This is a genomic window from Streptomyces sp. NPDC028419 (genome assembly GCF_055565515.1).
The window spans coordinates 200372-224334 of sequence record NZ_JBVHUE010000004.1; the positions used below are offsets into that span (position 1 = coordinate 200372).

19 protein-coding genes are annotated in these 23963 nt (G+C 71.9%); 4 read left to right on the plus strand and 15 right to left on the minus strand.

Translation table 11 applies throughout. The features are described from left to right. Position 1: 1 nt before the first annotated feature. The 10 genes from ACZ4UB_RS07070 to nirB form a co-directional block, all read right to left on the minus strand. Positions 2-370 carry a DUF6755 family protein gene (locus ACZ4UB_RS07070; RefSeq protein ID WP_354380479.1) on the minus strand — a complete coding sequence of 123 codons (369 nt, stop codon included), beginning with the start codon at positions 368-370 and terminating at the stop codon, positions 2-4. Next, on the minus strand, positions 367-1032 hold the full coding sequence (locus ACZ4UB_RS07075) for a Rieske (2Fe-2S) protein (RefSeq protein WP_468068780.1): 666 nt from the start codon (positions 1030-1032) through the stop codon (positions 367-369). Before ACZ4UB_RS07075 ends, ACZ4UB_RS07070 begins: the two co-directional genes overlap by 4 nt. After that, the gene (locus ACZ4UB_RS07080; RefSeq protein ID WP_385779410.1) at positions 1029-1628 is read right to left on the minus strand and encodes a 4Fe-4S dicluster domain-containing protein; all 600 of its coding nucleotides are present in this window, start codon (positions 1626-1628) and stop codon (positions 1029-1031) included. The genes ACZ4UB_RS07075 and ACZ4UB_RS07080 overlap by 4 nt, the downstream gene beginning before the upstream one ends. 7 nt (positions 1629-1635) lie before the next feature. Further along, positions 1636-3936, minus strand: coding sequence for a molybdopterin oxidoreductase family protein (locus tag ACZ4UB_RS07085; RefSeq protein WP_468068781.1), 2301 nt, complete (start codon positions 3934-3936; stop codon positions 1636-1638). Beyond that, positions 3933-5048, minus strand: coding sequence for an MFS transporter (locus ACZ4UB_RS07090; RefSeq protein WP_468068782.1), 1116 nt, complete (start codon positions 5046-5048; stop codon positions 3933-3935). The genes ACZ4UB_RS07085 and ACZ4UB_RS07090 overlap by 4 nt, the downstream gene beginning before the upstream one ends. A 94-nt stretch (positions 5049-5142) precedes the next feature. Next, positions 5143-5985: a pyruvate formate-lyase-activating protein gene (gene pflA / locus ACZ4UB_RS07095; RefSeq protein ID WP_468068783.1), complete on the minus strand. Its 843-nt coding sequence runs from the start codon at positions 5983-5985 to the stop codon at positions 5143-5145. A gap of 178 nt (positions 5986-6163) precedes the next feature. Further along, entirely contained in the window at positions 6164-8434 is a 2271-nt protein-coding gene (gene pflB, locus ACZ4UB_RS07100; RefSeq protein WP_468068784.1) for a formate C-acetyltransferase, read from the minus strand. Positions 8435-8641: 207 nt separating this feature from the next. Then, entirely contained in the window at positions 8642-9946 is a 1305-nt protein-coding gene (locus tag ACZ4UB_RS07105) for an anaerobic C4-dicarboxylate transporter family protein (RefSeq protein ID WP_468068934.1), read from the minus strand. 99 nt (positions 9947-10045) lie between these two features. Continuing rightward, on the minus strand, positions 10046-11470 hold the full coding sequence (locus ACZ4UB_RS07110; protein WP_468068785.1) for a NarK family nitrate/nitrite MFS transporter: 1425 nt from the start codon (positions 11468-11470) through the stop codon (positions 10046-10048). Between the two features lie 174 nt (positions 11471-11644). After that, positions 11645-14482 (minus strand): nitrite reductase large subunit NirB, encoded by a 2838-nt coding sequence (gene nirB / locus ACZ4UB_RS07115; protein ID WP_468068787.1) that lies wholly within the window; start codon positions 14480-14482, stop codon positions 11645-11647. 282 nt (positions 14483-14764) lie between these two features. Between nirB and ACZ4UB_RS07120 the strand changes: the two genes are divergently transcribed. The 3 genes from ACZ4UB_RS07120 (at position 14765) to ACZ4UB_RS07130 (ending at position 18018) form a co-directional block, all read left to right on the plus strand. Then, positions 14765-15487, plus strand: coding sequence for a sirohydrochlorin chelatase (locus tag ACZ4UB_RS07120; RefSeq protein ID WP_468068788.1), 723 nt, complete (start codon positions 14765-14767; stop codon positions 15485-15487). A gap of 28 nt (positions 15488-15515) precedes the next feature. Then, positions 15516-16670, plus strand: coding sequence for a low temperature requirement protein A (locus ACZ4UB_RS07125; protein ID WP_468068790.1), 1155 nt, complete (start codon positions 15516-15518; stop codon positions 16668-16670). 85 nt (positions 16671-16755) lie between these two features. Further along, on the plus strand, positions 16756-18018 hold the full coding sequence (locus ACZ4UB_RS07130; RefSeq protein WP_468068792.1) for a cytochrome P450: 1263 nt from the start codon (positions 16756-16758) through the stop codon (positions 18016-18018). 88 nt (positions 18019-18106) lie between these two features. On the opposite strand, the gene ACZ4UB_RS07135 is transcribed toward ACZ4UB_RS07130, so the two are convergent. Both ACZ4UB_RS07135 and ACZ4UB_RS07140 read right to left on the minus strand, forming a co-directional pair. After that, positions 18107-18613: a DUF5949 family protein gene (locus ACZ4UB_RS07135; RefSeq protein WP_354380468.1), complete on the minus strand. Its 507-nt coding sequence runs from the start codon at positions 18611-18613 to the stop codon at positions 18107-18109. 57 nt (positions 18614-18670) lie between these two features. Then, positions 18671-19285: a DUF4352 domain-containing protein gene (locus ACZ4UB_RS07140; RefSeq protein ID WP_468068794.1), complete on the minus strand. Its 615-nt coding sequence runs from the start codon at positions 19283-19285 to the stop codon at positions 18671-18673. A gap of 154 nt (positions 19286-19439) precedes the next feature. On the opposite strand from ACZ4UB_RS07140, the gene ACZ4UB_RS07145 reads away from it, so the two are divergent. Then, complete coding sequence (locus ACZ4UB_RS07145; protein WP_468068797.1) at positions 19440-19889, plus strand: DUF6299 family protein; 450 nt, start codon at positions 19440-19442, stop codon at positions 19887-19889. Positions 19890-19937: 48 nt separating this feature from the next. On the opposite strand, the gene ACZ4UB_RS07150 is transcribed toward ACZ4UB_RS07145, so the two are convergent. From ACZ4UB_RS07150 to ACZ4UB_RS07160, 3 genes are all read right to left on the minus strand, one after another. After that, the gene (locus ACZ4UB_RS07150) at positions 19938-20111 is read right to left on the minus strand and encodes a hypothetical protein (RefSeq protein ID WP_354380465.1); all 174 of its coding nucleotides are present in this window, start codon (positions 20109-20111) and stop codon (positions 19938-19940) included. A gap of 53 nt (positions 20112-20164) precedes the next feature. Then, the gene (locus ACZ4UB_RS07155; protein WP_468068799.1) at positions 20165-22231 is read right to left on the minus strand and encodes a SpoIIE family protein phosphatase; all 2067 of its coding nucleotides are present in this window, start codon (positions 22229-22231) and stop codon (positions 20165-20167) included. A 256-nt stretch (positions 22232-22487) separates the two neighbouring features. Further along, entirely contained in the window at positions 22488-23765 is a 1278-nt protein-coding gene (locus ACZ4UB_RS07160) for an NAD(P)-binding domain-containing protein (RefSeq protein ID WP_468068936.1), read from the minus strand. Positions 23766-23963 lie beyond the last annotated feature (198 nt).

Below are 23963 nucleotides of genomic sequence, written 5' to 3' on the forward strand. Positions count from 1 at the left end.
GTCATCGGTCCTTCGGGTCGAGGATCCACAGACCCAGCACGACCAGGAAGGACAGGAACAGGAATCCCGCCCCCCACCAGGCCGTGTGGGTGTTTCCCTTCATCCACTCGTTGACGGTCACGGTCAGCGCCCAGAGCTGGCCGATCACCACGGTGAGGGCCAGGACGAGACGGGCGTTGAGCTTCGAGGAACGCTCCGGTTCCTGCTCGGTCCCGGCTCCCGGGCCGGGACCCGTGTGCCGGATGCGCGGGTCGCCGTAGCCGCTGGTGGCGCGGATCTGGGGGTAGCGCTCCCGGACCGGCCGGTTGAGCCGGGGCTGGGCGCTGCCCGGCCGGTAGTCGGGCGGGGGAGGCAGCTGGGGGTCGCTCATGTCCGCCTGCTCTCGGTGGCGCGGTCGCCGCCCGGGCAGCCCAACCGGGCGGCCATCTCGGGGCGGGCGTCGCCGAACTGCCGGCACAGGGCGTCCTTGGCCGGCTCTCCGGACCGGGCGGTGGCCACGGCCCAGATGCTCCCGTCGACCTCCTCGCTCAGGAAGACCTTGGGGAGCGGGCGGGGCGGCGGGCCCGCGGTGACCTCACCGGTGCGGGCGTCGAAGACTCCTTCGTGGCAGGGGCAGTAGAGCTCCCCGTCGACGCCGCGGTCCTCGCGCCACAGCACCGCGCAGGCCAGGTGGGTGCAGACGGCGGAGTAGCCGACGAGGCTGCCGTCCTTGAGGCGTACGGCCACGGCCCGGTCGTCGTCGCCGGGGAAGCGGAAGGCCACGGCCTCCCCCGGCGGGAGCAGGTCGGCGACCTTCTTGGCCTTGGGCAGCGTCTCGTTGTCGCCGTGCCGGTGCAGGATGCCCGCGGCGACGCCCACCCCGCCGATGGCCAGGCCGCCGGAGACGGTGGCGACGATGCGCAGGTAGTCGCGCCGGGTGGTGAGCGAGTCGGCGCTGATCCGGTCGCGCAGCTGCTCGGCGGCGGCGTCCACCCCCGTATCGGGGCCGTGGTCGCCGCCCGGCGCGGGAGCGGGCTGTTCGGTGACGCTCATCGGACATCCACTCCGTTGATCTCGACGACGGGGAGCCCGCCCGGGACGGGCCACTGCACCTTGTCGGCGGGCACGACCATCGCCACGCCGGTCTGGACGACCACGTCGCCGAAGGCGAAGGAATCGGCGACCTGGACGCCGGGGCGCTCGGCCTGGAGTTCCTCCAGGGTTCCGTAGAACAGGGCGCCGGTGGGGCAGACCGTGGCGCACATGGGGGCCAGGCCGTAGGCGGTGCGGTCGTAGCAGAGGTTGCACTTCATCTGGAGCTTCGCCTGGAGGTCGATCTTCGGGACCCCGAAGGGACAGGCGTTGACGCAGTTGCTGCAGCCGATGCAGCGGGTGGTGTCGGCCTGTTGCACCACACCGTCGGCGGTCACCAGGATCGCGTCGGCGGGACAGACCTCGGCGCAGGGCGCGACCGGGTCCTCGCAGTGCATGCACACCGTGGGAAGGGAGGCGACGGACATGCCGGGGTCGGTGTAGTCCAGGTGGATCATCGACTTGCCGCGGTGCGAATCGCATTCGCGGCAGGCGGAGACGCAGGCCTGGCAGCCGATGCAGCGTCCGGGGTCGATGAAGATCGTTCTGCCCATCATGGCGCGATCAGCTCCTCTCCGCCGTGCCGCGGCCCTGGGGGGACGTGGGGGGCAGGGGGTCGGTGCGGGACACCTGGGTCTCCGGGTAGGACTCGCGACCCGGGGCCGTGGGCGGGGCGGGGACCTCGTCGACCCGCTCGGCCGACTCGATCCGGGCGGCGCAGACCTTGTACTCGGGGATCTTGGAGCGGGGGTCCAGGGCGTCGATGGTCAGGGCGTTCGCCGCCGTCGGGACGGGCCAGTGGTAGGGGATGAAGACGGTGTCCGGCCGGATCGCCTCGGTGACCAGGGCCGGGAAGACCTCGCTGCCCCGGCGGGTGACCACCCGTACCGGATCGCCGTTGCGGAAGCCGTGCGAGGGGTGGACCTCCACCCACGGGCGCGGGGTCTGCTCGACCAGGGCTCCCAGCCTGCGGGTCTGGTTGCCGGAGAGGAAGTGCGCGACGGTGCGGCCGGTGGTGAGGGAGAGCGGGTACTCCTCGGTGTAGGCGTCCATCGGCGGATGCCATTCGACGACCTGCATGTGCACCTTCCCGTCCGCGTGGAAGGTCTTGCCGCCCTCGAACAGCCGGGGCGTGCCCGGGTGGTCGGTGGTGGGGCAGGGCCAGGCGATGCCGCCGGTCTCCTCCAGCCGCTCGTAGGTGATCCCGTAGTAGTCGTTGACCGTGCCGGCGGAGGCGATCCGCAGCTCTTCGAACACCTCGCGGGAGCCGGGGAAGTCGAACTTGTCGCCGACGCCGAGGCGGCGGGCCAGTTCGCACATCACCCAGGTGTCCGTGCGGACCCCGGCGGGCGGCTCCTGGGCCTTGTTGTGCTTGACGACGCGGGCTTCGGTGTTGGCCATGACGCCCTCGTCCTCGGCCCAGACGGTGACCGGGAAGACGACGTGCGCGTTCTCGGCGGTCTCGGAGAGGAAGAAGTCGAACTGGGCGTGGAATTCGAGGGTGTCGTAGCCCTCCTTGACCGTCGCGTAGTTCGGGAGCGAGACGAAGGGGTTGTTGCAGATGCCGATCAGACCGCGGATCTCGCGCCGCTGCATCTGCCAGACCATCTCCATCATGGAGGTGCCGGCGCGCGGGAGTTCCGATTCCTCGATGCCCCAGATCGCGCAGATCTGGCGGCGGTGCTCCTCGTTCATGATGGAGCGGCCGCCGGGCAGCAGGTCGGACTTCTGGCCGTGCTCGCGGCCGCCCTGGCCGTTGCCCTGGCCGGTGATCGTGCCGTAGCCGGCGCCCGGCTTGCCGAGATTTCCGGTGGCCGTGCAGAGGTTGATGATCGACAGGCAGTTCTCGACGCCCTGCGAGTGGTGCTCGACGCCGCGCGCGTGCATGGCCATCGCGTTGCCGGCGCCGGCGAACATCCGGGCCACCTGGACGACCTGGGAGGCGGGGATCCCGCAGATCTCGGCGGCGCGCTCGGGCGGGTACTGCGCGGCGGTGGCCTTGACCTCCGCCCAGCCGGTGGTGTGCTCGGCGAGGAAGGCCTCGTCGGTCAGGCCCTCCGCGACCACCACGCCCAGGACGGCGTTGAAGAAGGCCGAGTCGGTGCCGGGCTTGAGGGCGACGTGGACGTCGGCGGTGCGCGCGATCGCCGTCTCGCGCGGGTCGACCACGATGAGCGAGGCCCCACGGTCCCGGGCGCCCCACACGTACTGGGTCATCACGGGGAAGCACTCCCCCACGTTCGACCCGGCGATCAGCAGGCAGTCGGTGAGCAGGATGTCGGAGAAGGGGTTGCCCGCCCGGTCGATGCCGAAGGCGAGCTTGTTCGCGCCGGCCGCGCTGACCATGCAGAGGCGCCCGTTGTAGTCGACGTGCCGGGTCTTGAGGGCGACCCGGGCGAACTTGCCGACCAGGTAGGTCTTCTCCGAGTACAGGCTGGCGCCGCCGAGCAGCCCGAAGGCGTCGTTGCCGTGCGCGCCCTGGATGCGCCGGATCTCGGCGACGGTGTGGTCCAGCGCCTCGTCCCAGGACACCTCCTCGAAGGGTTCGTCGCGGGAGCGGCGCAGCAGCGGCGCGGTCAGCCGGTCGGGGTGGTTGACCTGCTGGTAGGCGTTGATGCCCTTGGGGCACAGGCGCATCCGGTTGATGTCGTGGTTGCGCGGTTCGACGCCGAAGACCTTGCCGCCCTTGTCGACGCGCAGGTACATCCCGCACTGCACGCCGCAGAAGCAGCAGTGGGTGGGGACGAGGGTCTCGCCGTTCTGGTCCGCGTGCCACTGGTCGGCCGGGATGCCGCCCGCGTCGCGGAAGTTGCGGGTGCCGGGCGGGGCGAGGGAAGGGTCGAGCGGGATGTGCCGCGTGCTCACTTGAAGCCCTTCTTCACGTGGTTGAGGTACGCGCCGCCGCGCAGCATCCGCTTGCAGCGGGGGCAGTATTCGGCCCAGGCGTCGAAGTTCAGGTTCAGGTCCTTCATCGTGCCGCGCAGGTTCTCGACGTACGGGGCGGTGTCGACGGGCTCCCCGCACCGCTTGCAGGCGAAGATCTGCTCGTCCTGGCGGGCGGTGTACTTGAAGAGCTGCATCCCGACGGCGGCGGGCCGCTGCACGATGTGGAAGAACTTCCCGAAGGGGATGTAGATGAGGGTGAAGACCACCGAGACCATGTGCAGGATCGCCAGGAACTCGTAGCCGCCGCCGTGCAGGAAGATCGAGGAGAAGGTGAGCAGCAGCCCGGTCACGGAGATGACGATCAGCATGATCAGCGGGAGCAGGTCGTAGGCGAAGCGCTGCCCGGTGATGGCTCCGCGGTCCTTCATCCGGCGCCACAGGAAGTAGGAGGCCCCGGGGATGACGAGGACGGCGGCGATGTCCAGGCCGTGGAACATCAGCCAGCCCACCACGCTCAGCGCGTCGTAGCCGAGGACCTTGAAGCCCCAGATCCGCATCTCGTAGCCGGGGCCCGTGGCGTTGCCGGAGGTGAAGGTGAACCAGCCCCAGGTCAACGGGAAGGTGATCGCCGCGGCGAGGATGCAGCCCCAGAAGATCATCTGGTGGGCGGCCCAGCGGGCGTGCGAGCGGGCGCCGAGGAACTTCTGGAAGCCCAGGTAGGTCGCGATCATCTTCGGCAGGGCGGTGGGGGCCCTGCGGAAGTTGGCGACCGAGAAGAGGCTGCCGAACCCCTTCTTGAAGAGGCGGCGCGCGCCGGGCGCGGACACCCACACGGTGTAGCGGTAGGCGACGCCGAAGGCCAGGAAGACGGTGGCGACGGCGTAGGGCAGCAGCGCGGAGTCGAAGTCCTTGAGCAGCCGGCTGCCGAGCACGATCGCCACGATCAGCAGCAGGGAGACAGCCGCCCCCGCCAGCGTGGCCCGGGCGGTGACGGACCGCCCCACCGCGGGCCGCGGCTCCGGCCGCGCCTGCGGCGGGGGCGCCTCGTCGGGGGGTGGCGCTTCGGCGAGTACTTCTGATGGCTCGGGCACAGGACCACGCTAGGCCGTATGTCCATATTCGGCCCGCTATGAACCCACTCGCGTTGGGCCATTGGAGGGATGGGCGTTCACGAGGGACGGGCCATCAGACGGCCAGCAGACGCCGCGCCGCGAAGACCGCCTTGGCCCGCGCGACCTGCTCGGCGGTGGGCGAAGGCGTGTCGTGCAGGGAGAACTCCATGTCCAGCGCCTCCCACTTGCTCTCTCCCAGCTTGTGGAAGGGCAGTACGTCGACCCGCGAGACGTTGCCGAGGCCCGCGGCGAAGGCCGCGACGCCCTCGATGTTCTCCTGGGCGTCGGTCAGCCCCGGCACCAGCACGAACCGCAGGTGCACCTCGTTGCCGAGGTCGGCCAGGCGCCGGGCGAAGTCGAGGGTGGGCTCCAGCGGGCGGCCGGTCACCTTCTTGTAGGTCTCCCGGTCCCAGGACTTGATGTCCAGCAGGACCAGGTCCACGTCGCGCAGCAGCGCGTCGGTGGCGCGCGCCCCCAGGAAACCGGAGGTGTCCAGGGCCGTGTGCAGCCCGAGGTCGTGCTTCATCCGGTGCAGCAGCTCGCCCGCGAAGACGGGCTGGAGCAGCGGCTCGCCGCCGGAGATGGTGGCGCCTCCGCCGGAGGCGGTGATGAAGCGGGTGTACTTGCGCGCCTCGGCGATCACGTCGTCGGCCGAGGTCCGCTTGCCGCTGCGCATCCGCATGGTGTCGGGGTTGTGGCAGTAGAGGCAGGCCAGCGGGCACCCCGCGAGGAAGGTGACGAAGCGGGTACCGGGACCGTCCACGCCCGTCGACAGGTCCCAGGAGTGCACGGAGCCCTCGCTCGGCCGCTGGGTCGCGGCGGCGGCGGGGGTCTGCCCCGCGCTGACGGGGGCGGCTGCGAAGGGGACGGCGTTGGCGGCGCCGACGGGGATGTTCGTACCGAGCAGGACGGTCATGGCAGGTGCTCCAGATTCGAGGGGCTGATCTGGTGTGGGGCGGTCGACCCCGGTGTGCGGCGGTCGACGGTTGGATTCGCGCGGTCCCGGGGCCGGTGCGGGGGAGCCCGGCCCCGGGCCGCGCGGTCTGGGGGCGCCCGGCCGGATCCCGTGGGGACCCGGCCGGGCGGGGCGGGCTCTAGAGCGAGCCGTGGAAGGTGCGGTTCAGCACGTCCATCTGCTGGGCGCGGGTCAGCCGGACGAAGTTCACCGCGTACCCGCTGACCCGGATGGTCAGCTGCGGGTAGTTCTCCGGGTGCTCCATGGCGTCCATGAGCGTGTCGCGGTTGAGGACATTCACGTTCATGTGGAAGCCGTCGCTGGCCATGTAGCCGTCGAGCACGCCCGCCAGGTTCTTGATCCGCTCCTCGGGGGTGCGGCCCAGGCCGTCGGGGGTGACCGTGTTGGTCAGCGAGATGCCGTCCTCGGCGTCCTCGTACGGCAGCTTCGCGACCGACAGCGCGGAGGTGACGTAGCCGTGGGTGTCGCGGCCGTTCATCGGGTTGGCGCCCGGGGAGAACGGCTCGCCCGCCCGGCGTCCGTCCGGCGTGTTGCCGGTCTTCTTGCCGTAGACGACGTTCGAGGTGATGGTCAGCACGGACTGGGTGTGCTCGGCGTCGCGGTAGGTCGGGTGCTTGCGCACCTTCTTCATGAACTCCTCGACCAGCCACACCGCGATGTCGTCGACCCGGTCGTCGTTGTTGCCGAAGGCCGGGTAGTCGCCCTCGATGGTGTAGTCGGTGGCCAGGCCCGTCTCGTCGCGCACCGGGGTGACCTTGGCGTACTTGATCGCGGCCAGCGAGTCGGCGGCGACCGAGAGGCCCGCGATGCCGCAGGCCATCGTGCGGCGCACGTCACGGTCGTGCAGCGCCATCTCGATGCGCTCGTAGGCGTACCGGTCGTGCATGTAGTGGATGACGTTCAGGGCGTGGACGTAGGTCGAGGCGAGCCATTCCATCTGCTCGTCGAACTTGGCCATGACCTCGTCGTAGTCGAGCACCTCGGTGTCGAGCGCGCCGGTCGAGGGGCCGACCTGGGCGCCGGACTTCTCGTCCCGGCCGCCGTTGATCGCGTAGAGCAGGGTCTTGGCGAGGTTCACGCGGGCGCCGAAGAACTGCATCTGCTTGCCGACGGGCATCGCCGAGACGCAGCACGCGATGGCGGTGTCGTCGCCGAAGCGCGGGCGCATCAGCTCGTCCGACTCGTACTGGACCGACGAGGTGTCGATCGAGACGCGGGCGCAGTACTCCTTGAAGCCCTGCGGCAGCCGCGGCGACCAGAAGACCGTCATGTTCGGCTCGGGCGCCGGACCGAGGTTGTAGAGGGTCTGGAGGTAGCGGAAGGAGGTCCGCGTGACGAGCGGACGGCCGTCCTCGCCCATGCCCGCGATCGACTCGGTGACCCAGGTGGGGTCGCCGCTGAAGAGCTCGTCGTACTCGGGGGTGCGCAGGAAGCGCACGATGCGGAGCTTGATGATGAAGTCGTCGACCAGCTCCTGGGCCTGCTCCTCCGTCAGGAGGCCGGCCTCGATGTCGCGCTGGAGGAAGACGTCGATGAAGGTGGAGGTGCGGCCGAGCGACATCGCCGCGCCGTTCTGCTCCTTCACGGCGGCGAGGTAGGCGAAGTACAGCCACTGGATGGCCTCGCGGCCGTTGGTCGCCGGGCCGGAGATGTCGCAGCCGTAGGAGGCCGCCATCGCCTTCAGTTCGGCGAGCGAGCGGATCTGCTCGGAGAGTTCCTCGCGGAGCCGGATCGTCTCTTCCAGCGAGCGGTTGCCCGCGGGGAGGGCGTTCAGCTCCTCCTTCTCCTCCTTCTTCACCGCGATGAGGCGGTCGACGCCGTAGAGGGCCACGCGGCGGTAGTCGCCGATGATGCGGCCGCGGCCGTAGGCGTCGGGCAGACCGGTGACGATGCCGGCCTTGCGGGCGGCGCGGATGTCGGGGGTGTAGGCGTCGAAGACACCGGCGTTGTGGGTCTTGCGGTACTCCGTGAAGACCTTCTCCAGCTCCGCGGAGACCGGGTAGCCGTAGGTCTCCAGGGCGCCGGCGACCATGCGCCAGCCGCCGTTCGGCATGATCGCGCGCTTGAGCGGGGCGTCCGTCTGGAGGCCGACGATCAGGTCCTTGTCGCGGTCGATGTAGCCCGGGGCGTGGGCGGTGATCGTCGAGGGGATGTCGTGGGCGACGTCGTAGACGCCCTTCTCGCGCTCCTCGGGGAACTTGTCCGTGATCGCCTTCCACACGGCGGTGGTGCGCTCGGTGGGGCCGGCGAGGAAGGAGTCGTCACCCTCGTACGGCGTGTAGTTCTGCTGGATGAAGTCGCGGACGTCGATGGCGTCGCGCCACAGACCGCCCTTGAAGCCGTTCCAGGCTTCGCCGTTCTTCGTGGTTTCCGCAGGGGTGGCAGTCATCGCCCGCACCTTCCGAGTCGCCTCATTGCTTACCTCCATTCCACGCCTTTTGATCGATCATTTGGCGCGGCGTTGGTCCTGAGCTGGAGCCCGAAAGTCCCTTCATCCCCAACCTCAAGGGTCACCCATCCCCGCTGACCTGGCACTTTGAGCAGGCCGGAAGTCCCTCGTGTGCTTGTGAAAGTTTTCACAAGAATTTCGAACCGGTCAGACAATCTGAACCAGAGCGAAGCCTGTGGATACCGCGACGCACGTCGTGATCAGCCCCGGCAGCATGAAGGAGTGGTTCACCACGAAGCGGCCGACCCGGGTGGTGCCGGTCCGGTCGAAATTGATCGCCGCGATGAAGGTGCCGTAGGTGGGGAGGAGGAAATAGCCGTTCACGGCCGGCCACATCGCGATGAGGAGGGGGGCCGGGATACCGAGGGCGATTCCCAGCGGCATCAGCGCCTTGGTGGTCGTGGCCTGACTGAAGAGCAACGCGGAGAGGAGCAGCAGCATGATGGCGAAGAACCAGGGGTGGTCCCGCGCGACCCCGCCGAGCGCACCGGTGATCCGGGCCTCGTTGGCGCCGATGAAGGACAGCCCCAGCCAGGACAGGCCGAAGACGCCGATGACGGCGACCAGCCCGGACCGCGCCACCTCCGTGCCGGGTATCCGCAGTGCGTCGACCCGGCACAGCAGCAGGATCAGCGCGGCCACGGCCATCATCAGGATCTCGATGGTGGCGGGCATCGACAGCGGCCCCTTGGCCGTCTCCGGGCGCAACCCCGGGAAGAGACCGCTGATGACGACCGCGACGGCCCCGCCCATGAAGAGGTACGCCGACCAGCGCGCCCGGGGGCGCAGGACCGGCGCGGCGGCGGCCGCGGCGGGAGGCTCGATCTCCCCGGCGGCCAGTCGGCGCAGGTACTCGGGGTCCTCCCCCAGCTCCTTGCCGATCCGCGACTGCACGGTGGCCGCGACGATGACGCCGAGCAGGGTGGCCGGCACGGCTACGGCCATGATCCGCGGCAGGTTCCAGCCGTCGCCGTCGAACATCACGATCATGGCGGCCATGGCGGCGGACACGGGGGACGCGGTGATACCGAAGGTGGCGGCGATGGAGGAGACGGCGATGGGCCGCTCCGGGCGGACACCGCCCTCGCGGGCGACGTCGTGGATCACGGGGAGGAGGGGGTAGAAGACGTGGGCCGTGCCGGCGCCCAGTGTGAAGGCCCATGAGACGAGGGGGGCCACGAAGACCACCCGGCTGGGCTTGCGCCGGATCGCCTTCTCCGCGAGCCCGACGAGGTAGTCGATGCCACCGGCCGCCTCCATCGCCGCGGCGGCCATGATCACCGCGAGGATGATCAGCATGACGTCGACGATGCCCGAGGTGTCGGCGGGCGTGACCCCGAAGAAGGTCGCGAGCACGAAGACTCCGACGGCGCCCCAGAGGCCCATGGCCACACCGCCCTTGCGGGACCCGAGGGCGATGGCCGCCACCATGACGGCGAGCTGCGCGAACATGCCGAGCACGGACGTGACCTTCCGATCGAGGGGCTCCGGGGCAGGGCTGCGTCTTTCAACCCTGCCGGCGTCAAGCCGGGGGGCCTGGCTGGCGGCGGCCTAGCTGGGGGCCTCGGCGCCCTTGCGGGCGTAGAAGTACCAGGCCACGACCACGCAGCTCGCGTAGAAGGCCACGAAGCCCCACATCGCGCTGGTCACCGCGAAGTTCGCGAACATCGCCGGGATGAAGAAGAAGCCGTAGGCGGCGATCGCGGCGGTGAAGCCGGTGACCGCGCCGGACTCGATCTCCGCCTGCTTGAGCGCGGCCGCGTACTGCGGGGTGCCCTTGGTCAGACCCTTCAGGTGCTGGCCGCGGAAGATGACCGGGATCTGGCGGAAGGTCGAGCCGTTGCCGATGCCCGAGAAGAAGAAGGCCGACAGGAAGCAGAGGAAGAAGCCGTAGAAGGAGCCGGTGTCGGAGCCCGCCGGGAGGAAGGTGATCACACCGATGATCGAGGCACCCATGCCCACGAAGGACAGGATCGTGACCCGCGCGCCGCCCAGCTTGTCGGCGATCCAGCCGCCGGCCCAGCGGGCGAGGGCGCCCAGGGCGGGGCCCATCCAGGCGTAGGTGGCGACCGAGTACGCCGGGAAGGTGGTCTTGATCAGCAGCGGCAGGGCCGCCGCGAAGCCGATGAAGGAGCCGAAGGTTCCGACGTACAGCCAGGTCATCACCCAGTTGTGCTTGCGCTTGAAGATGACCTTCTGCTTGCTGAAGGGGGTGGAGGCGACCTTCAGGTCGTTCTGGCCGAACCAGGCCACCGCCGCGAGGACCACCAGCACCGGCACCCAGACGAAGGCCGCGTTCTGGAGGTAGATCTCCGATCCGTTCGCCTTCTTCTGGCCCGCGCCGATCGCCAGCACCGAGGTGGTGATCAGGATCGGGGTGAGCAGCTGCACCACGGACACGCCCAGGTTGCCCAGGCCGCCGTTGATGCCGGTCGCGTTGCCCTTCTCCTGCTTCGGGTAGAAGAAGCCGATGTTGGCCAGCGAGGAGGAGAAGTTGGCGCCGCCGATGCCGCAGAGCGCGGCGATCGCGACCATCGTGGTGTACGAGGTCGAGGCGTCCTGGACCGCGAAGCCCAGCCAGATCAGCGGCACGATCAGGACGATCGTGGAGAGCGCGGTGAAGCGGCGCTGGCCGATCATCGGGCCGAGGAAGGTGTAGAAGATGCGGGCGGTGCCGCCCGTGATGCCGGGGACGGCCGTCAGCCAGAAGAGCTGCGACTGGCTGAAGCCGAAGCCGACGTCCTTGAGGTTGGTGGCCGTGATGCTCCAGACCTGCCAGACGACGAAGGCGACCAGGAGCGCCGGGACCGCGATCCACAGGTTGCGCGTGGCGACCTTCTTGCCCGTGGACTGCCAGAAGGACGGATCCTCCGGAGTCCATTCGGTGATGGTGCGGCCGGGCCGGTACTGCGCCGGGTCGGGCGCGAGGGCCGGGCCGGTCGTTGCCGGGGGCGCATCCTGGGTGGCGGAACTCATGGCAGTGTCCTGAACGTTGTGAATGGTCCTGAGGGTCCTGACCTATCCAGGATCCGCTCGCCGACCCGCCGCGCGTCAGGGGAGAACGTCGCGTGGGCGACAGGACAAGGTCCCGCCGCCCACAGTGCGTTGGTCGCGCCCGCGACCTGCCGTACGGCCGCCCGCGGCCGGCGTCTATGCCCGCCCCTCCGCCTGGACCGCCAGGACCGGCAGGACCGGCAGGGCGACGTCCGGGTCGTCCAGGCAGATACCGGTGCGCAGGTCGAAGACCTGCTTGTGCATCGGCGAGGTCACCACCGGGACGCCGTCCCGGGTGCCCATGATGCCGTTGGCGATCACGTCGGCCCCGGAGAAGGGGTCCCGGTCGCCGACCGCGTACACCGTGCCCGCGCGGTCCTTGAAGACGGCCGCCCGGCTGCCGTCGGGCAGCACCACCGCGCGCCCGCGCCCCGGCTCCAGGGCCCCGACCGCGCCGAAGTCCACGCCGCCGGACACCGCGTCCACGCCGTCGGTGGTGACGGCGCCGCGCGCCGGCGCCCCGAAGCGTTCCAGCGCCGCCGGGTCCTCCAGGACCGCCTGCCACTCGTCCTGGTAGGCGGACACGTGCCGTTCCATCTGCGCCTCCAGCTCCGCGCAGATCCCGAGCTCGTCCTCGATCAGCACTGCCTTGAGGTGGTCCAGGCCCGCGCCGCTGCCGCCGAGCCGCTCGACCCACGCAGCGGTGCGCTCCAGGCGTTCGCCGGTGCGGACGTAGTACATGAGGAAGCGGTCGATCAGGGCGAAGAGTTCGCCGGTCGCCAGGTCCGCGGCCAGCAGGTCGGCGTGGCGCGGGACGGCGCCGCCGTTGCCGCCGACGTACAGGTTCCAGCCCTTGCTGGTGGCGATGATCCCGATGTCCTTGCCGCGGGCCTCGGCGCACTCGCGCACGCAGCCCGAGACCCCGCCCTTGAACTTGTGCGGTGTGCGCAGTCCCCGGTAGCGCAGCTCCAGGTCGATGGCGAGCTGGATGGAGTCGCCCTGCCCGAAGCGGCAGAAGCGGGCGCCGACACAGGACTTGACCGCGCGCAGGGACTTTCCGTAGGCCTGGCCCGATTCGAAGCCGGCTCCGCCGAGGCGGCGCCAGATGTCGGGCAGCTGTTCGGCGCGGGCGCCGAAGAGGCCGATCCGCTGGGCCCCGGTGATCTTCGTGTAGAGACCGTAGTCCCGGGCGACCTCGCCGATGGCGATGACCTGGTCGGCGGTGATCTCGCCGCCGGCGACCCGCGGGACGACCGAATAGGTGCCGTCCTTCTGCAGGTTGGCGAGGAAGAGGTCGTTGGAGTCCTGGAGCGCGGCCTGCTCGCCCTCCAGGATGTGCCCGAGGCCGAGGTCGGGGGCGAGGGTGCCGAGCACGTTGGCGACGACTGGCTTGCAGACCGCGCAGCCTTCGCCGCCGGCGCCGTGGGTCTCCAGCAGCTCGCTGAAGCTGCGGATGTGCTCGGTGGCGACCTTCTCGTAGATCTCGGCGCGGGTGAGCGTGAAGTGCTCGCACAGTCCGCGGGCCTTCTCGATGCCGGCCGCGGCCATCTCGGCGTCGAGGACGGCCTGCAGGGTGCCGAGGCAGCCGCCGCAACCGGTGCCCGCCTTGGTGCACTTCTTGATGCCGCCGAGGTCGGTCAGCGACTCCTCGGCCACGGCGGTGCGGACCTGGCCCTTGGTGACGTTGTGGCAGCTGCACACCACCGCGTCGTCGGGCAGGGCGTCGGCCCCGGGCAGCGCCATGCCGTCCGTGGCGGGCAGGATGAAGGCCTCGGCGGGGCCGGGCAGCACCCGCCCGGCGTGCGGCTTGAGCGAGCCGTAGGCGCCCGCGTCGCCGACCAGGATCCCGCCGAGCAGTGCGCCGTCGGGGCCGAGCAGGAGCTTCTTGTACACGCCTTCGCGGGCGTCGGAGAAGACCACGGAGACGGCGCCGTCGCGGCCCTCGGGGGCGAAGGGATCGCCGAAGGAGGCCACGTCGGCGCCCATCAGCTTGAGCTTGGTGGAGGTGTCGGCTCCGGTGAAGGTGAGTTCGCCGGCACCGGCGAGCGCCTCGGCGACGGTCTCGGCCATCTGGTAGCCGGGGGCGACGAGCCCGTAGACCTTGCCGTCGACGCTCTGCGCGCACTCGCCGACGGCGTAGACGTAGGGGTCGCTGGTGCGGCAGTGGGCGTCGACGACGACGCCGCCGCGGTCGCCGACGGCGAGTCCGCACTCGCGGGCGAGGCGGTCCCGGGGGCGCACGCCGGCGGAGAAGACGACGACGTCCGCGCCGATCTCCTGGCCGTTGGTCAGCCGCAGCGCCTGGGCGCGACCGTCGGGGTGGATCTGTACGCCGCCGGCGCCGACTCCGGTGTGCACGGCGACGCCCATCGACTCGATGGTGGCGCGCAGCGCGGCGGCGCCGCCGTCGTCGACCTGGAGGGGCATCAGGCGGGGCGCGAACTCGACGACGTGCGTGGTCAGTCCGAGGGTGCGCAGGGCGCCGGCCGCTTCGAGGCCGAGGAGTCCGCCGCCGATGACGACGCCCGTGGTGACGGTGGGGTCGGCGGCGTAGGCGGTGAGGGCCTCGACGTCGTCGAGGGTGCGGTAGGTGAAGCAGCCGTCGGCGTCGGCGCCGTCGATCGGCGGCACGAAGGGGTAGGACCCGGTGGCGAGCACGAGGGCGTCGTAGCCGATGATGTCGCCGGATGCGCTGGTGACCGTACGGGCGGCGGTGTCGACGTGCGCGGCGGGATCGCCGAGGCGCAGGTCGATGCCGTGGCGTTCGAGGAAGCCGGGGGCGGCGAGGGCCAGCTCCTCGCCGGTGGATCCGGTGAAGGCGGCGGAGAGGTGGACACGGTCGTAGGCGGGGCGCGCTTCTTCGGCGAGGACGACGACGTGCCAGCCGCCGGCGCCGGTGCGCTCGGGCCCGGCCAGTGCGTCGCGCTCGGCGAGGGCCTCCAGCAGGCGGTGTCCCACCATGCCGTGGCCGATGACGACCAGCGTCTGCGCCATGGTCCCACTCCGTCCGTTCCCGGGGCCGCGCGCGTGCCGCGCGTCGGCCGCCACCGCTTTCGACCCTTTTGACGGTAGGTCCGCGCGGTGGTCCCGGACGGCCGTAAAGGGCCCGGGCAGGGGGGTAGCCGGTCCTGTTCCGCACAGGACCTGCGACCCGCGGCGAAGGTCTTTGGGCGGCGTGTGGCGGGGGTGTCCGGGGCCTAGCGTGGGGGCAGGGGGGTAGGCGCCGGCTCCCCGTTCGGCGCGCCGTCGTGTTCTTCGCGCCCGGAGGTGGCCGTCATGCTCGTTCTCGCCGTGCACGGCAGCGCCGTCCCGGCCGCGGCCGCGACGATCTCGCGGTTGACCGCGACGGTGGAGGCGCTGAGCGGGATCCGTGCGGTCGTGGGCCATCTCGACGTGCAGCGCCCCTCGCTCGCGGAGGTGGTGCGCGCGCGTCCGGGGGCCGTGGTGGTCCCGCTGCTGCTGGGCGACGGCTACCACCGCCGGGTCGACGTCCCGGCGGTCCTGGAGGGTACGGGGTGCGTGCTCACGCCCGGGCTGAGCGGGGAGCGCGGGGTCGCGCAGGCCGTGTACGGGCGCCTGCGCGAGGCGGAGCGGCGCCGCGGCCCGTACGCGCGGGCGGACGCGGTGATCGTGGCGGGGGCGGGTTCCTCGCGGCCGGGCGGGAACGACGGCACCCTGCTCTGCGCGGCGCGGCTGGCGGCGCTGCTGGAGGCGGACGGCGGGCCCGTCCCCGTGCCGGTGGTGCCGGCGTACCTGACGTCGGCGGGGCCGACGGTGGCCGAGGCGCTGGATTCGCTGCGCGGTGCGGGCTTCGGGCGGGTGGCGGTCGCGGCGCACCTGTTGGCTCCGGGCCGCTTCACGCACGCGTTGGCGGGGGTCGGGGCGTGGACGGTGTCGGAGCCGTTGGCCGATCATCCGCTGCTGGCCCGGTCGGTGGTCGACCGCTACGAGTCCGCCCGGGGCACCCGGGTGCTACGGGCCGCGCGCCTCGCCTGCTAGGGGGCGCGGCACTGGTGTGCTGGGCGGTATGGCATACGTACCGATGATCGCGCGGAGCCCCGACGAGGGCCACCGGGCCGCGACCCCGCTGGAACTGTTCTTCGACCTGTGCTTCGTCGTCGCCGTGGCGCAGGCGGGGGCGCGGTTGGTGCACGCGCTGGCGGAGGGGCACGTGGCGGCCGGGATCAGCGGCTACCTGTTCGTGTTCTTCGGGGTCTTTTGGGCGTGGGTCAACTTCTCGTGGTTCGCCTCCGCCTACGACACGGACGACGTGCCGTACCGGATCGCGGTGCTGGTGCAGATCGCGGGCGTGCTGGTCTACGCGGCGGGGGTGCCGCGGGCGTTCGACGCGAACGACTGGACGATCGCGGTCGTCGGCTACCTGGTGATGCGCGTGGCGCTGACCGCGCAGTGGTTGCGGGCGGCGGCCGGAGAGCGGGGGCCGGCCCGGCGCACGGCGGTGACGTACGCGGTGGGGTTGCTCGTCTGCCAGGCGGGCTGGGTGGCGCTGCTGGTGGCCCCGGAGGGAATGCGGCGCTGGTTGTTCCTGGTGATGGTGGTGGCGGAGCTGTCGGTACCGTTGATCGCGGAGCGCGCGCACCAGACGCCGTGGCACGCGCACCACATCGTGGAGCGGTACGGCCTGTTCACGCTGATCGTGCTCGGCGAGACGATCTCGGCGAGCACGATCGCGGTGCAGTCGGCCCTGGACGAGCACGACGAGCTGGGCGACCTGCTGCCGATCGCGGCGGGCGGACTGCTGCTGGTGTTCGCGGCCTGGTGGATCTACTTCGCGGTGCCGGCCCACGAGCGGGTGACGGGCAACCGGTCGGCGCTGCCCTGGGGGTACGGGCACTTCGTGATCCTCGGTTCGGCTGCGGCGATCGGCGCGGGCATCGAGGTGGCGGTCGAGCAGGCGGCGGGCAAGGCGCACGTATCGACGACGGCGGCGAACCTGGCGGTCTGCGTACCCGCGGCGATCTTCCTCGCGGCGGTCTGGCTCCTGCATTCCCGGCACTTCAAGCGGGGCGCGGCGCAGCAGCTGTTGCTGCCGGTCACGGCCCTGTTGGTGCTGGGCTGCGCGTGGACGGGCGGGCACGCGGTGCTGTGGGCGGGGTTGGTGGCCGCGCTGGCGGTCGCGGCGGGCGTGACCTTGCAGCACCGGGCGCGTTCAGAAGCGTGAGTGCGGGAGCCGTGGGGAGCGGCGGGGGGCCGCAAGGGTCCAGGGCGCCCTGGACACCCTGACCATTGGGAAGAAGGTGCGGGCCATGACGGTCCCGGCACAGCGGCACGCGGCCGACATCGATCTCGCCGATCCGGCGTTCTGGCAGCTTCCCCCCGAGGCGCGACTGGCGGCCTTCGCCCGACTGCGGGCGCTCGACGGCCCGCGCCGGTTCGTCGAGCGCCCGGCGTCCTGGCGGGGGCCGGAGCGCGCGCACTGGGCGCTGGTGCGGCACGCCGACGTGCAGGAGGCGAGCCGGCTGCCGAAGGTGTTCGCGAGCGCTCCGGGGGTGACGACCCCGGAGCCGGCCCGCTGGGTGCGGGCGCTGTTCGGGGATTCGATGGTCAATCTGGACGGCGCGGACCACGCCCAGCTGCGCAAGATCGTGCAGCGCGCCTTCACCCCACGGCTGTTGGCGGCCGCGGAGGCGGACGTCCACGCGGTGGCGGCGCGGATCGTGGACGACGTACTGGCCGAGCGGCCCGAGGAGTTCGTCTCGGCGGTGTCCTCGCGGCTGCCGCTGGACGTCATCTGCAACATGATGGGGATCCCCGCCGCGTACCGGGCGGAGATCGCGGACCGGGTCAACCACGCGTCGGAGAACATCGGCGTGGAGCGCGGGCTGGCGGCGCGCCTGCGGATGCCGGGGCGGGGGTTGCGGGCGCTGGCGCGGATGCAGCGGATGGTGGCGGGGATCGCCGAGGAACGGCGCGAGAACCCGACCGACGACCTGATCTCGGCGCTGGTCTGCGCGAACGTGGACGGCCAGGCCCTGGGCGTGCGGCAGTTGGGCGCGTTCTTCTCGCTGCTGATGGTGGCCGGGGTGGAGACCACGCGCAATGCGATCACGCACGGGCTGGCGCTGCTCACCGAACACCCGGAGCAGCGCGAGCTGTTGCTCGGGGACTTCGAGGCGCACGCCGACGGCGCGGTGGACGAGATGGTGCGGCATTCCACGCCGATCATCCAGTTCCGTCGGACGGTGGTCGCGGAGCACCGGCTGGGCGGGCACCTGTTCGTGCCGGGCGACAAGGTGGTGCTGTACTACGCGTCGGCCAACCGGGACGAGGCGGTGTTCCCGGATCCGGACGCCTTCGACATCACCCGCTCGCCCAATCCGCACCTGGGGTTCGGGGGCGGCGGCCCGCACTTCTGCCTGGGGGCGCACCTGGCGCGGGTGGAGATGAAGGCCCTGTTCCGGGAGCTGCTGACCCGGCCGGTCGGGCTGCGGGCGGTCGGTCTGCCGGAGCTGGTGGGGTCGAACTTCGACAACCGCGTCCGGACCCTGCGGTTCGCGTTCGACGTCTGACCCTGAGCGGCGGAGCGGAGCGGCGCGGGCCGGCCACCGGGCAGGCTGGGAGCCCGGCGGCCGGCGGTCGGCGCCCCGCGAGCGGTGGTTACTTCTTGAGCCGCTGCACGCGCAGCACGGCGTGCGCGCTGCTGGTCAGGACCTCTTCGTCGCCGACGAACTCCTTCAGGGTGTCGGCGTCGACGGGCACCCCGGGCTTGGCCTGGGGCCAGGGGCGGGTGGCGAACAGGAAGTAGACCTGCTCGCTGTCGGCGGCGGCGGCCACCCACTCCGGCGGCGCGGTGCAGCGGGCGTTGAGGCCGATGTCCTCGCCCTCCACGGTGAGCGCGACCTGGTCGCCCTCGACCAGGATCTTCACCGGGAACTTGTGGGGGTGGACGGTGCCGTCCAGCACCTCGTCGCCGATCCGCAGCCCCAGGTGGTCCAGCAGCCCGCGGGCGGACGCCTCGCCGGCCTCGTGGCCGTGCGGGCAGTCGCCCAAGGTGTAGGCGATGAGGTAGGGGATGTCGTGCCCGTCCTCGGGATCGCCGATCCACGCGAGCACCGAAAGGGTGCCGAGGTGGGACCGGTCGATTTCGGTGTGAGTCGAAGTCATGGGCGGCACCTTAGTGCTCTTTCACCCCGCCATTTCCCGGCCCTTCACCCGGCTGGGTCAGACCGTCCAGAATCCCTCTCCGGAATTCGCCTGCGTGTTCGCGTCCTGGTACTGGAGGCGCACGATCCGCGCGTTTTCCGGAATTTCGAACACCACCCATCCCTCGGCCCGCGCCCCAACGGAGAGGGATTCGAAGACGAGGGGTTTTCCGGTGGTCAGCTCGCCCGTCTTGACCGCGGGATAGCGCTGCCCCGCGCTGTCGTACGCCCACATGCGCCCGAGCGCCCCGTACGTCGCACCGCCCACGTTGACGAAGGACATCCCGGCACCCACCCAGCGCTTGCCCGCGGCGGGGGCGAAGGTCGCGTCCACGCTGATCGCGGGATCGACGTAGGCGGTGAGGACGACCTGCAGGTGGCGGCCCACCTGCTGGCCGCGCACCCGTACGGGGTCCCCCACCCGGCCGTCCTTGACGGCCGCCCCGGCCACCGCCCCCGGCGCCGGCGCGGGGGCGTCCTCGTCGGCGCCGCCCGGGGCGCCGTCGTCGACCGGGACGGCCGGGGCGGCGGCGGGCGCGAGGGCGGCCCCCTCGTGGGCGCTCTGGCAGGCGGTGGAACCGAACAGCAGGAGCGGGAGGAGGGCGAGGGCGAGGACAGGGGCTGACTGGCGCATGCGGGATCCCTTCGGGGATGTATTTCGGCCAGTCTCACGCGCCCGAGCGGGCAATTGCACACACCGACACGATTCGACGGAGCCGGATACCGCCGGGTGACCTGCACAATTCGTTCCGGCGGAATCCCCCGCCCGCATCCACCTGGAGGAAACGATGGTCCTGCCCGTATCCCGAATCGCCGTGGCGGCGCTGTCCGCACTGGCCGCCACCGCCGCCTGCGCCGTGCCCGCGAGCGCCGATTCGCGCGCCAATGCGATTTTCGTGAAGGACCACGCACGGGTCTCCCACGACGGCCGCGTCACCCTTTCCGGGGCCTACCGCTGTGAACCCGGGTCACCCGAGGGAGTGCAGATCCAGACCGCCGTCCGCCAGGACGGCAACCGGCTCGGCATGAACGCGGGCGACGCGGTCTGCGACGGCGAGGTCCACGAGTGGGCCGTCAGCGGCGCGATCGGCGTCGACCCCGGGTTCCACACCGGCGACGCCGAGGCCGAGGCCACGCTGACCGTCGCCCGCCTGCACGGGGCCTACCTGGTGCCGCGCGCGATCTCCCAGAGCACCCTGGCCGAGCACCACGGGCACGTCACCCTCGACCGCAACTGACCACCCGCCGACCCCGCACCCGCGGGCCGATCCGCCCGGTAGCCGCCGCTACCGGCAGTCCGGCGCCGCGCCGGTCATCGACATGAAGGCCACCGACCGGCACGCCGGCGCCGCGTGCGCGCGGCCCGCCGTCCAGTCCAGCAGCCTCGGCACACCCGCCGCGATCACCGCGAGCACCAGCGTCGCCAGCAGTACGAGCCCCCACGGCCGCATCCTTTCCATGACCGGATCATCACCCCGGCCGCGATCCGCCACAACTCGACGTGACCCCGCGTTCACCCCGGGTCACCAGGGGCGTCGAACTCGCACCACACGGCCTTGCCGTCGCCCCGGGACTCCACGCCCCAGTGCGTGGCCAGCGCGTCGACGAGCAGCAGCCCGCGCCCCGTGGTCGCCGCCTCCCCCGGCGTCCGCCGGCGCGGCCAGACGCTGGAGCGGTCCTTGACCCACAGCCGGATCCGCCGCACCGGCTCCGGCAGCACCTCCATCGTCAGCACCGCACCCCCGTCGGTGTGCAGCAGGGCGTTGACCAGCAGCTCCCCCGCCGCGAGCTCCACGTCGTCGGCGAGGGCCGGCACCCCCCAGTCGCGCAGCGCCTGACGCAGCGCGTAACGGGCCTCGGAGAGCCCCTCCGGGTCCGCCTGGTGGACGTACTGGTGGATCCGCGGCGCCCGGTGCGTCCCCGGGTCCGGGGCCCGGCGCAGCACCAGCAGGGCCACGTCGTCGCCCGAGCCCCAGCGCTCCCACAGCCGGTCCAACAGGTGGTCGGCGAGCGCCCCCGACTCCTGGGGGCCGGTGCGCACCGCGTGCGCGAGCGCGTCCATCCCGGTGGTGATCGCCGCGCCGGGCTCCTCCACCAGGCCGTCGGTGCACAGCACGAGGGTCTCGCCGGGGACCAGGTCGAGGCGGGTCTCGGGGAAGTCCTCCTGCTCGAAGACGGAGGCCAGGCCCAGCGGCAGGCCCCCGCGCAGGTTGGGCCAGCCGGTCCGCCCGTCGGTGTGCCGGATCAGCGGGCCCAGGTGGCCGGCGCGGACCGCCCGTACGCCTCCGGTCTCCAGGTCGACCTGGGCGTAGGTGCAGGTGGCGAAGCGTTCGGTGTCCAGTTCGGCCAGGAAGCGCGAGGCCCGGGCGAGGACCGTGGAGGGCGGGTGGCCCTCCCCCGCGTACGCCCGCAGGGCGATCCGCAGCTGGCCCATGATGGCCGCGGCGTGCGTGTCGTGGCCCTGGACGTCGCCGACGACGATGCCGACCCGGTCCCGGGGCAGCGCGATCACGTCGTACCAGTCCCCGCCGACCTCGCGACCGCTCCAGGCGGAGTGGTAGCGGACCGCGATCTCGCCGCCGCTGATCTCGGGGATCCGCCGGGGCAGCATGGCGGCCTGGAGTCCGGTGGCGAACTCGCGCTCCTGGTCGAACAGGAGCGCGCGCTGGAGCGACTGGGCGACGATGCCCGCCAGGCCCAGGGAGAGGTTCCGCTCCTCGGGGCTGAAGTCACCGCGCCGCCGGTAGAAGAGCACGAGCCCGCCGATCGCCTTGGCCTGTGCGATCAGCGGGAGGTAGGCGGCGGCCTTGAACTGGATCCGGCCGAGGTAGGGCGCGAAGAGCGGGAACTCGGGCGCCAGATCGTCCAGGTCGGTCACGAAGCGCGCCTTGCGGGTGAGGACCGTCTGCGAGAGGGGCAGCGATCCGTCCAACCGGGTGAACCTGCGCTCGCTGAGGATCTCCAGCGACTCCCCGCTCAGCGCGATGATCTTCATGGCGCCGTTCTCGACGAGGCCGAGCGCCAGGCCGTCCGCGCCGAGCCGCTCCAGCGCGCCCGCGCCGGTCAGGGTGGCGGTGACGTCGTCGACCGTGACCGCCCGCGACAGCGCCTCCGTGGTGCGCTGGACGATCGTGGCCTGTTTGGCCCGCGCCGACTCCAGCCGGCGCAGCAGCGTGGCGTGGGCCAGCTCGGCGGTCGCGTCCCGGACGATCCCGACGATCCGCCGGGGGCGTCCGTCCGGGTCGCGCAGCACCCGGCCCTGCGTGTGGGTCCACTGGTCGCGGCCGTCGCGCCGCTGCACCGTGAAGTACGAGCCGTACGTCTCCCCGCCGCCGTCCAGGGCCGCCAGGACCGCGTCCGCCAGCCGGGCACTGTCATCGGCCGGGATCCGGACGCCCAGGCCCTCCGGAGTGTTGTCGAACTCCTCCGGCTCCAGGTCGAAGACGCCCATCCCGGCCGGGTCCAGCTCCAGGGTCCCGGCTCCCAGGTCCCACTCGAAGCTGCCCATGCCGTTCAGCGCGAGCCGGTCCGAGGCGCTGATCCCGCCCGGTTCCGGTGCGTCGTGCTCCGCCGCTGCCACGCGTCACACCACCTATCGGCCGGGCCAGCACGGCTGGGAGATCAGCCTCTCCCACTCTTCGTCAGGATGCCCCGGAAGGGTGCGCCCGGCCTCCCGCCAGCGTTTGACGAGGGAGAGGTAGATCGTCGGCTGGTCGGGGTGCGGGGCCTGCGGGGGCCCGCCGCGACGGGGCCCCGCGGACTGTTCCGCGCGGCTCGCGGGAATGCGCACCCAGCCCCGACCCTGTGCTCTCTCCGGGCTCATCGCGGACCCCTTCTCACACCGGATAGGTCTTCTGGCGCCCGGCGCCCTGGCCCCGGAGGGCTCCTTCGCCGCCACCGGAGCCCGGCGGCCGGCCCTGGGCGCGCAGGCGCTTGTGGACTCCTGTCACCAGTCTCCCCGCCGTGAAGCCCGCGCCGTGCACGAATCGCATGGAAGGGCCGAATGAGGGAGCCGTGAGCAGCCCCGCGAAGAAGAGGCCCGGCCACGAGGACTCGAAGTGGGGGCCGAGCGCCGGCGTGCCCGCCTCCCCGACCGTGTCCACCGCCGTGCGCAGCCCCGCGTCCAGCAGTCCCAGCCGCCCCAGGCCCGGGCGGAAGCCGGTCGCGGCGATCACGTGGGCGACGTCCAGGACCACCGACTCGCCTGCGGCGGTGGTCAGCCCCAGCCGGGTGCGGGCCCCGACCGGCACTGCCCGGTGCAGGGCGTGCCCCATCAGGGCGGGCACCTGCCGCTCGAAGCGGTCCCGCAGCCACCAGGCCCCGGCCGGGCCCAGCTCGGTGGCCGCGATCCGCTCCCGGACCCGGGCGGGCAGCCGGCGCACCGCCCAGGGCAGCTCCGACCAGGCCCAGCTGCGCCAGCCCGTGCCGAGGCCGCTGTGCGGGTCGCGCAGGGCGCGCGGCAGCGGGCGCAGGAGCGGCTGCGGCAGGGTGTTCCAGTTCAGCCGGGCGCGCCGGGCGACCAGGCAGGGCCGGGCCCCGGCCTCGGCGAGGAGGGCCGCGGTCTCCAGCGCGGCCTGGCCCGCGCCGAGGACCGCGACCTCCTGGCCGGCGAACCGGCTCAGGTCGCGGTGGTCGCTGCTGTGCGAGTAGTGGGTCGGCGGCAGCTCGCGCAGCGCGGTCGGGTGGTTCACGAAGGGCATGACGCCCACCGCGAGGGCGACGGTCCGGGCCAGCAGCGGCTCGCCCTGCGCCGTGGTGATCCGGAATCCGCTGCCCTGCGGGGTGACGTCGGTGACCGTCACCTCCTCGACGGGCGGCGCCGCCTGCCGGGCGAACCAGAGCCCGTACTCGCTGAACGTCCCGATCGGCAGCGGAGTGCCGTGCTCCGCCGTCGTGCCGCGGGTGGCGCAGTAGTCGGCCAGGGTGTAGCGCCCGTCCGGGGCGGACAGGTTCGAGGACCAGGGCTCCGACTTGAGGTACATGCCGTCGGGCATGTGATCCCGCCAGGAGGCCATCGGGCGGCCGAGCACCCGTACGTCGAGCCCGGCCGCGGCCGCGTGGGCGGCGACCGACAGCCCGTACGGGCCCGCGCCGACCACCACGAGATCCTCCATGCGCGTCACGGCTGTCCCTCCAGTCTCTTACCGGTGTCATGCGTCGTGTGGGCGGCCGGCCCCGGGGTCCCGGGATAGATGTAGGTGGCGGAGGGAGTGGTGGGGAAGGGGGGGGGGGCGGGGGTGTTCGTGTGGGGTTTTCTTTTGTTTTTTTTTTTTTGGGGTGGCCCTCCCCACCCCCCCGGAGAGTTTTTTTTT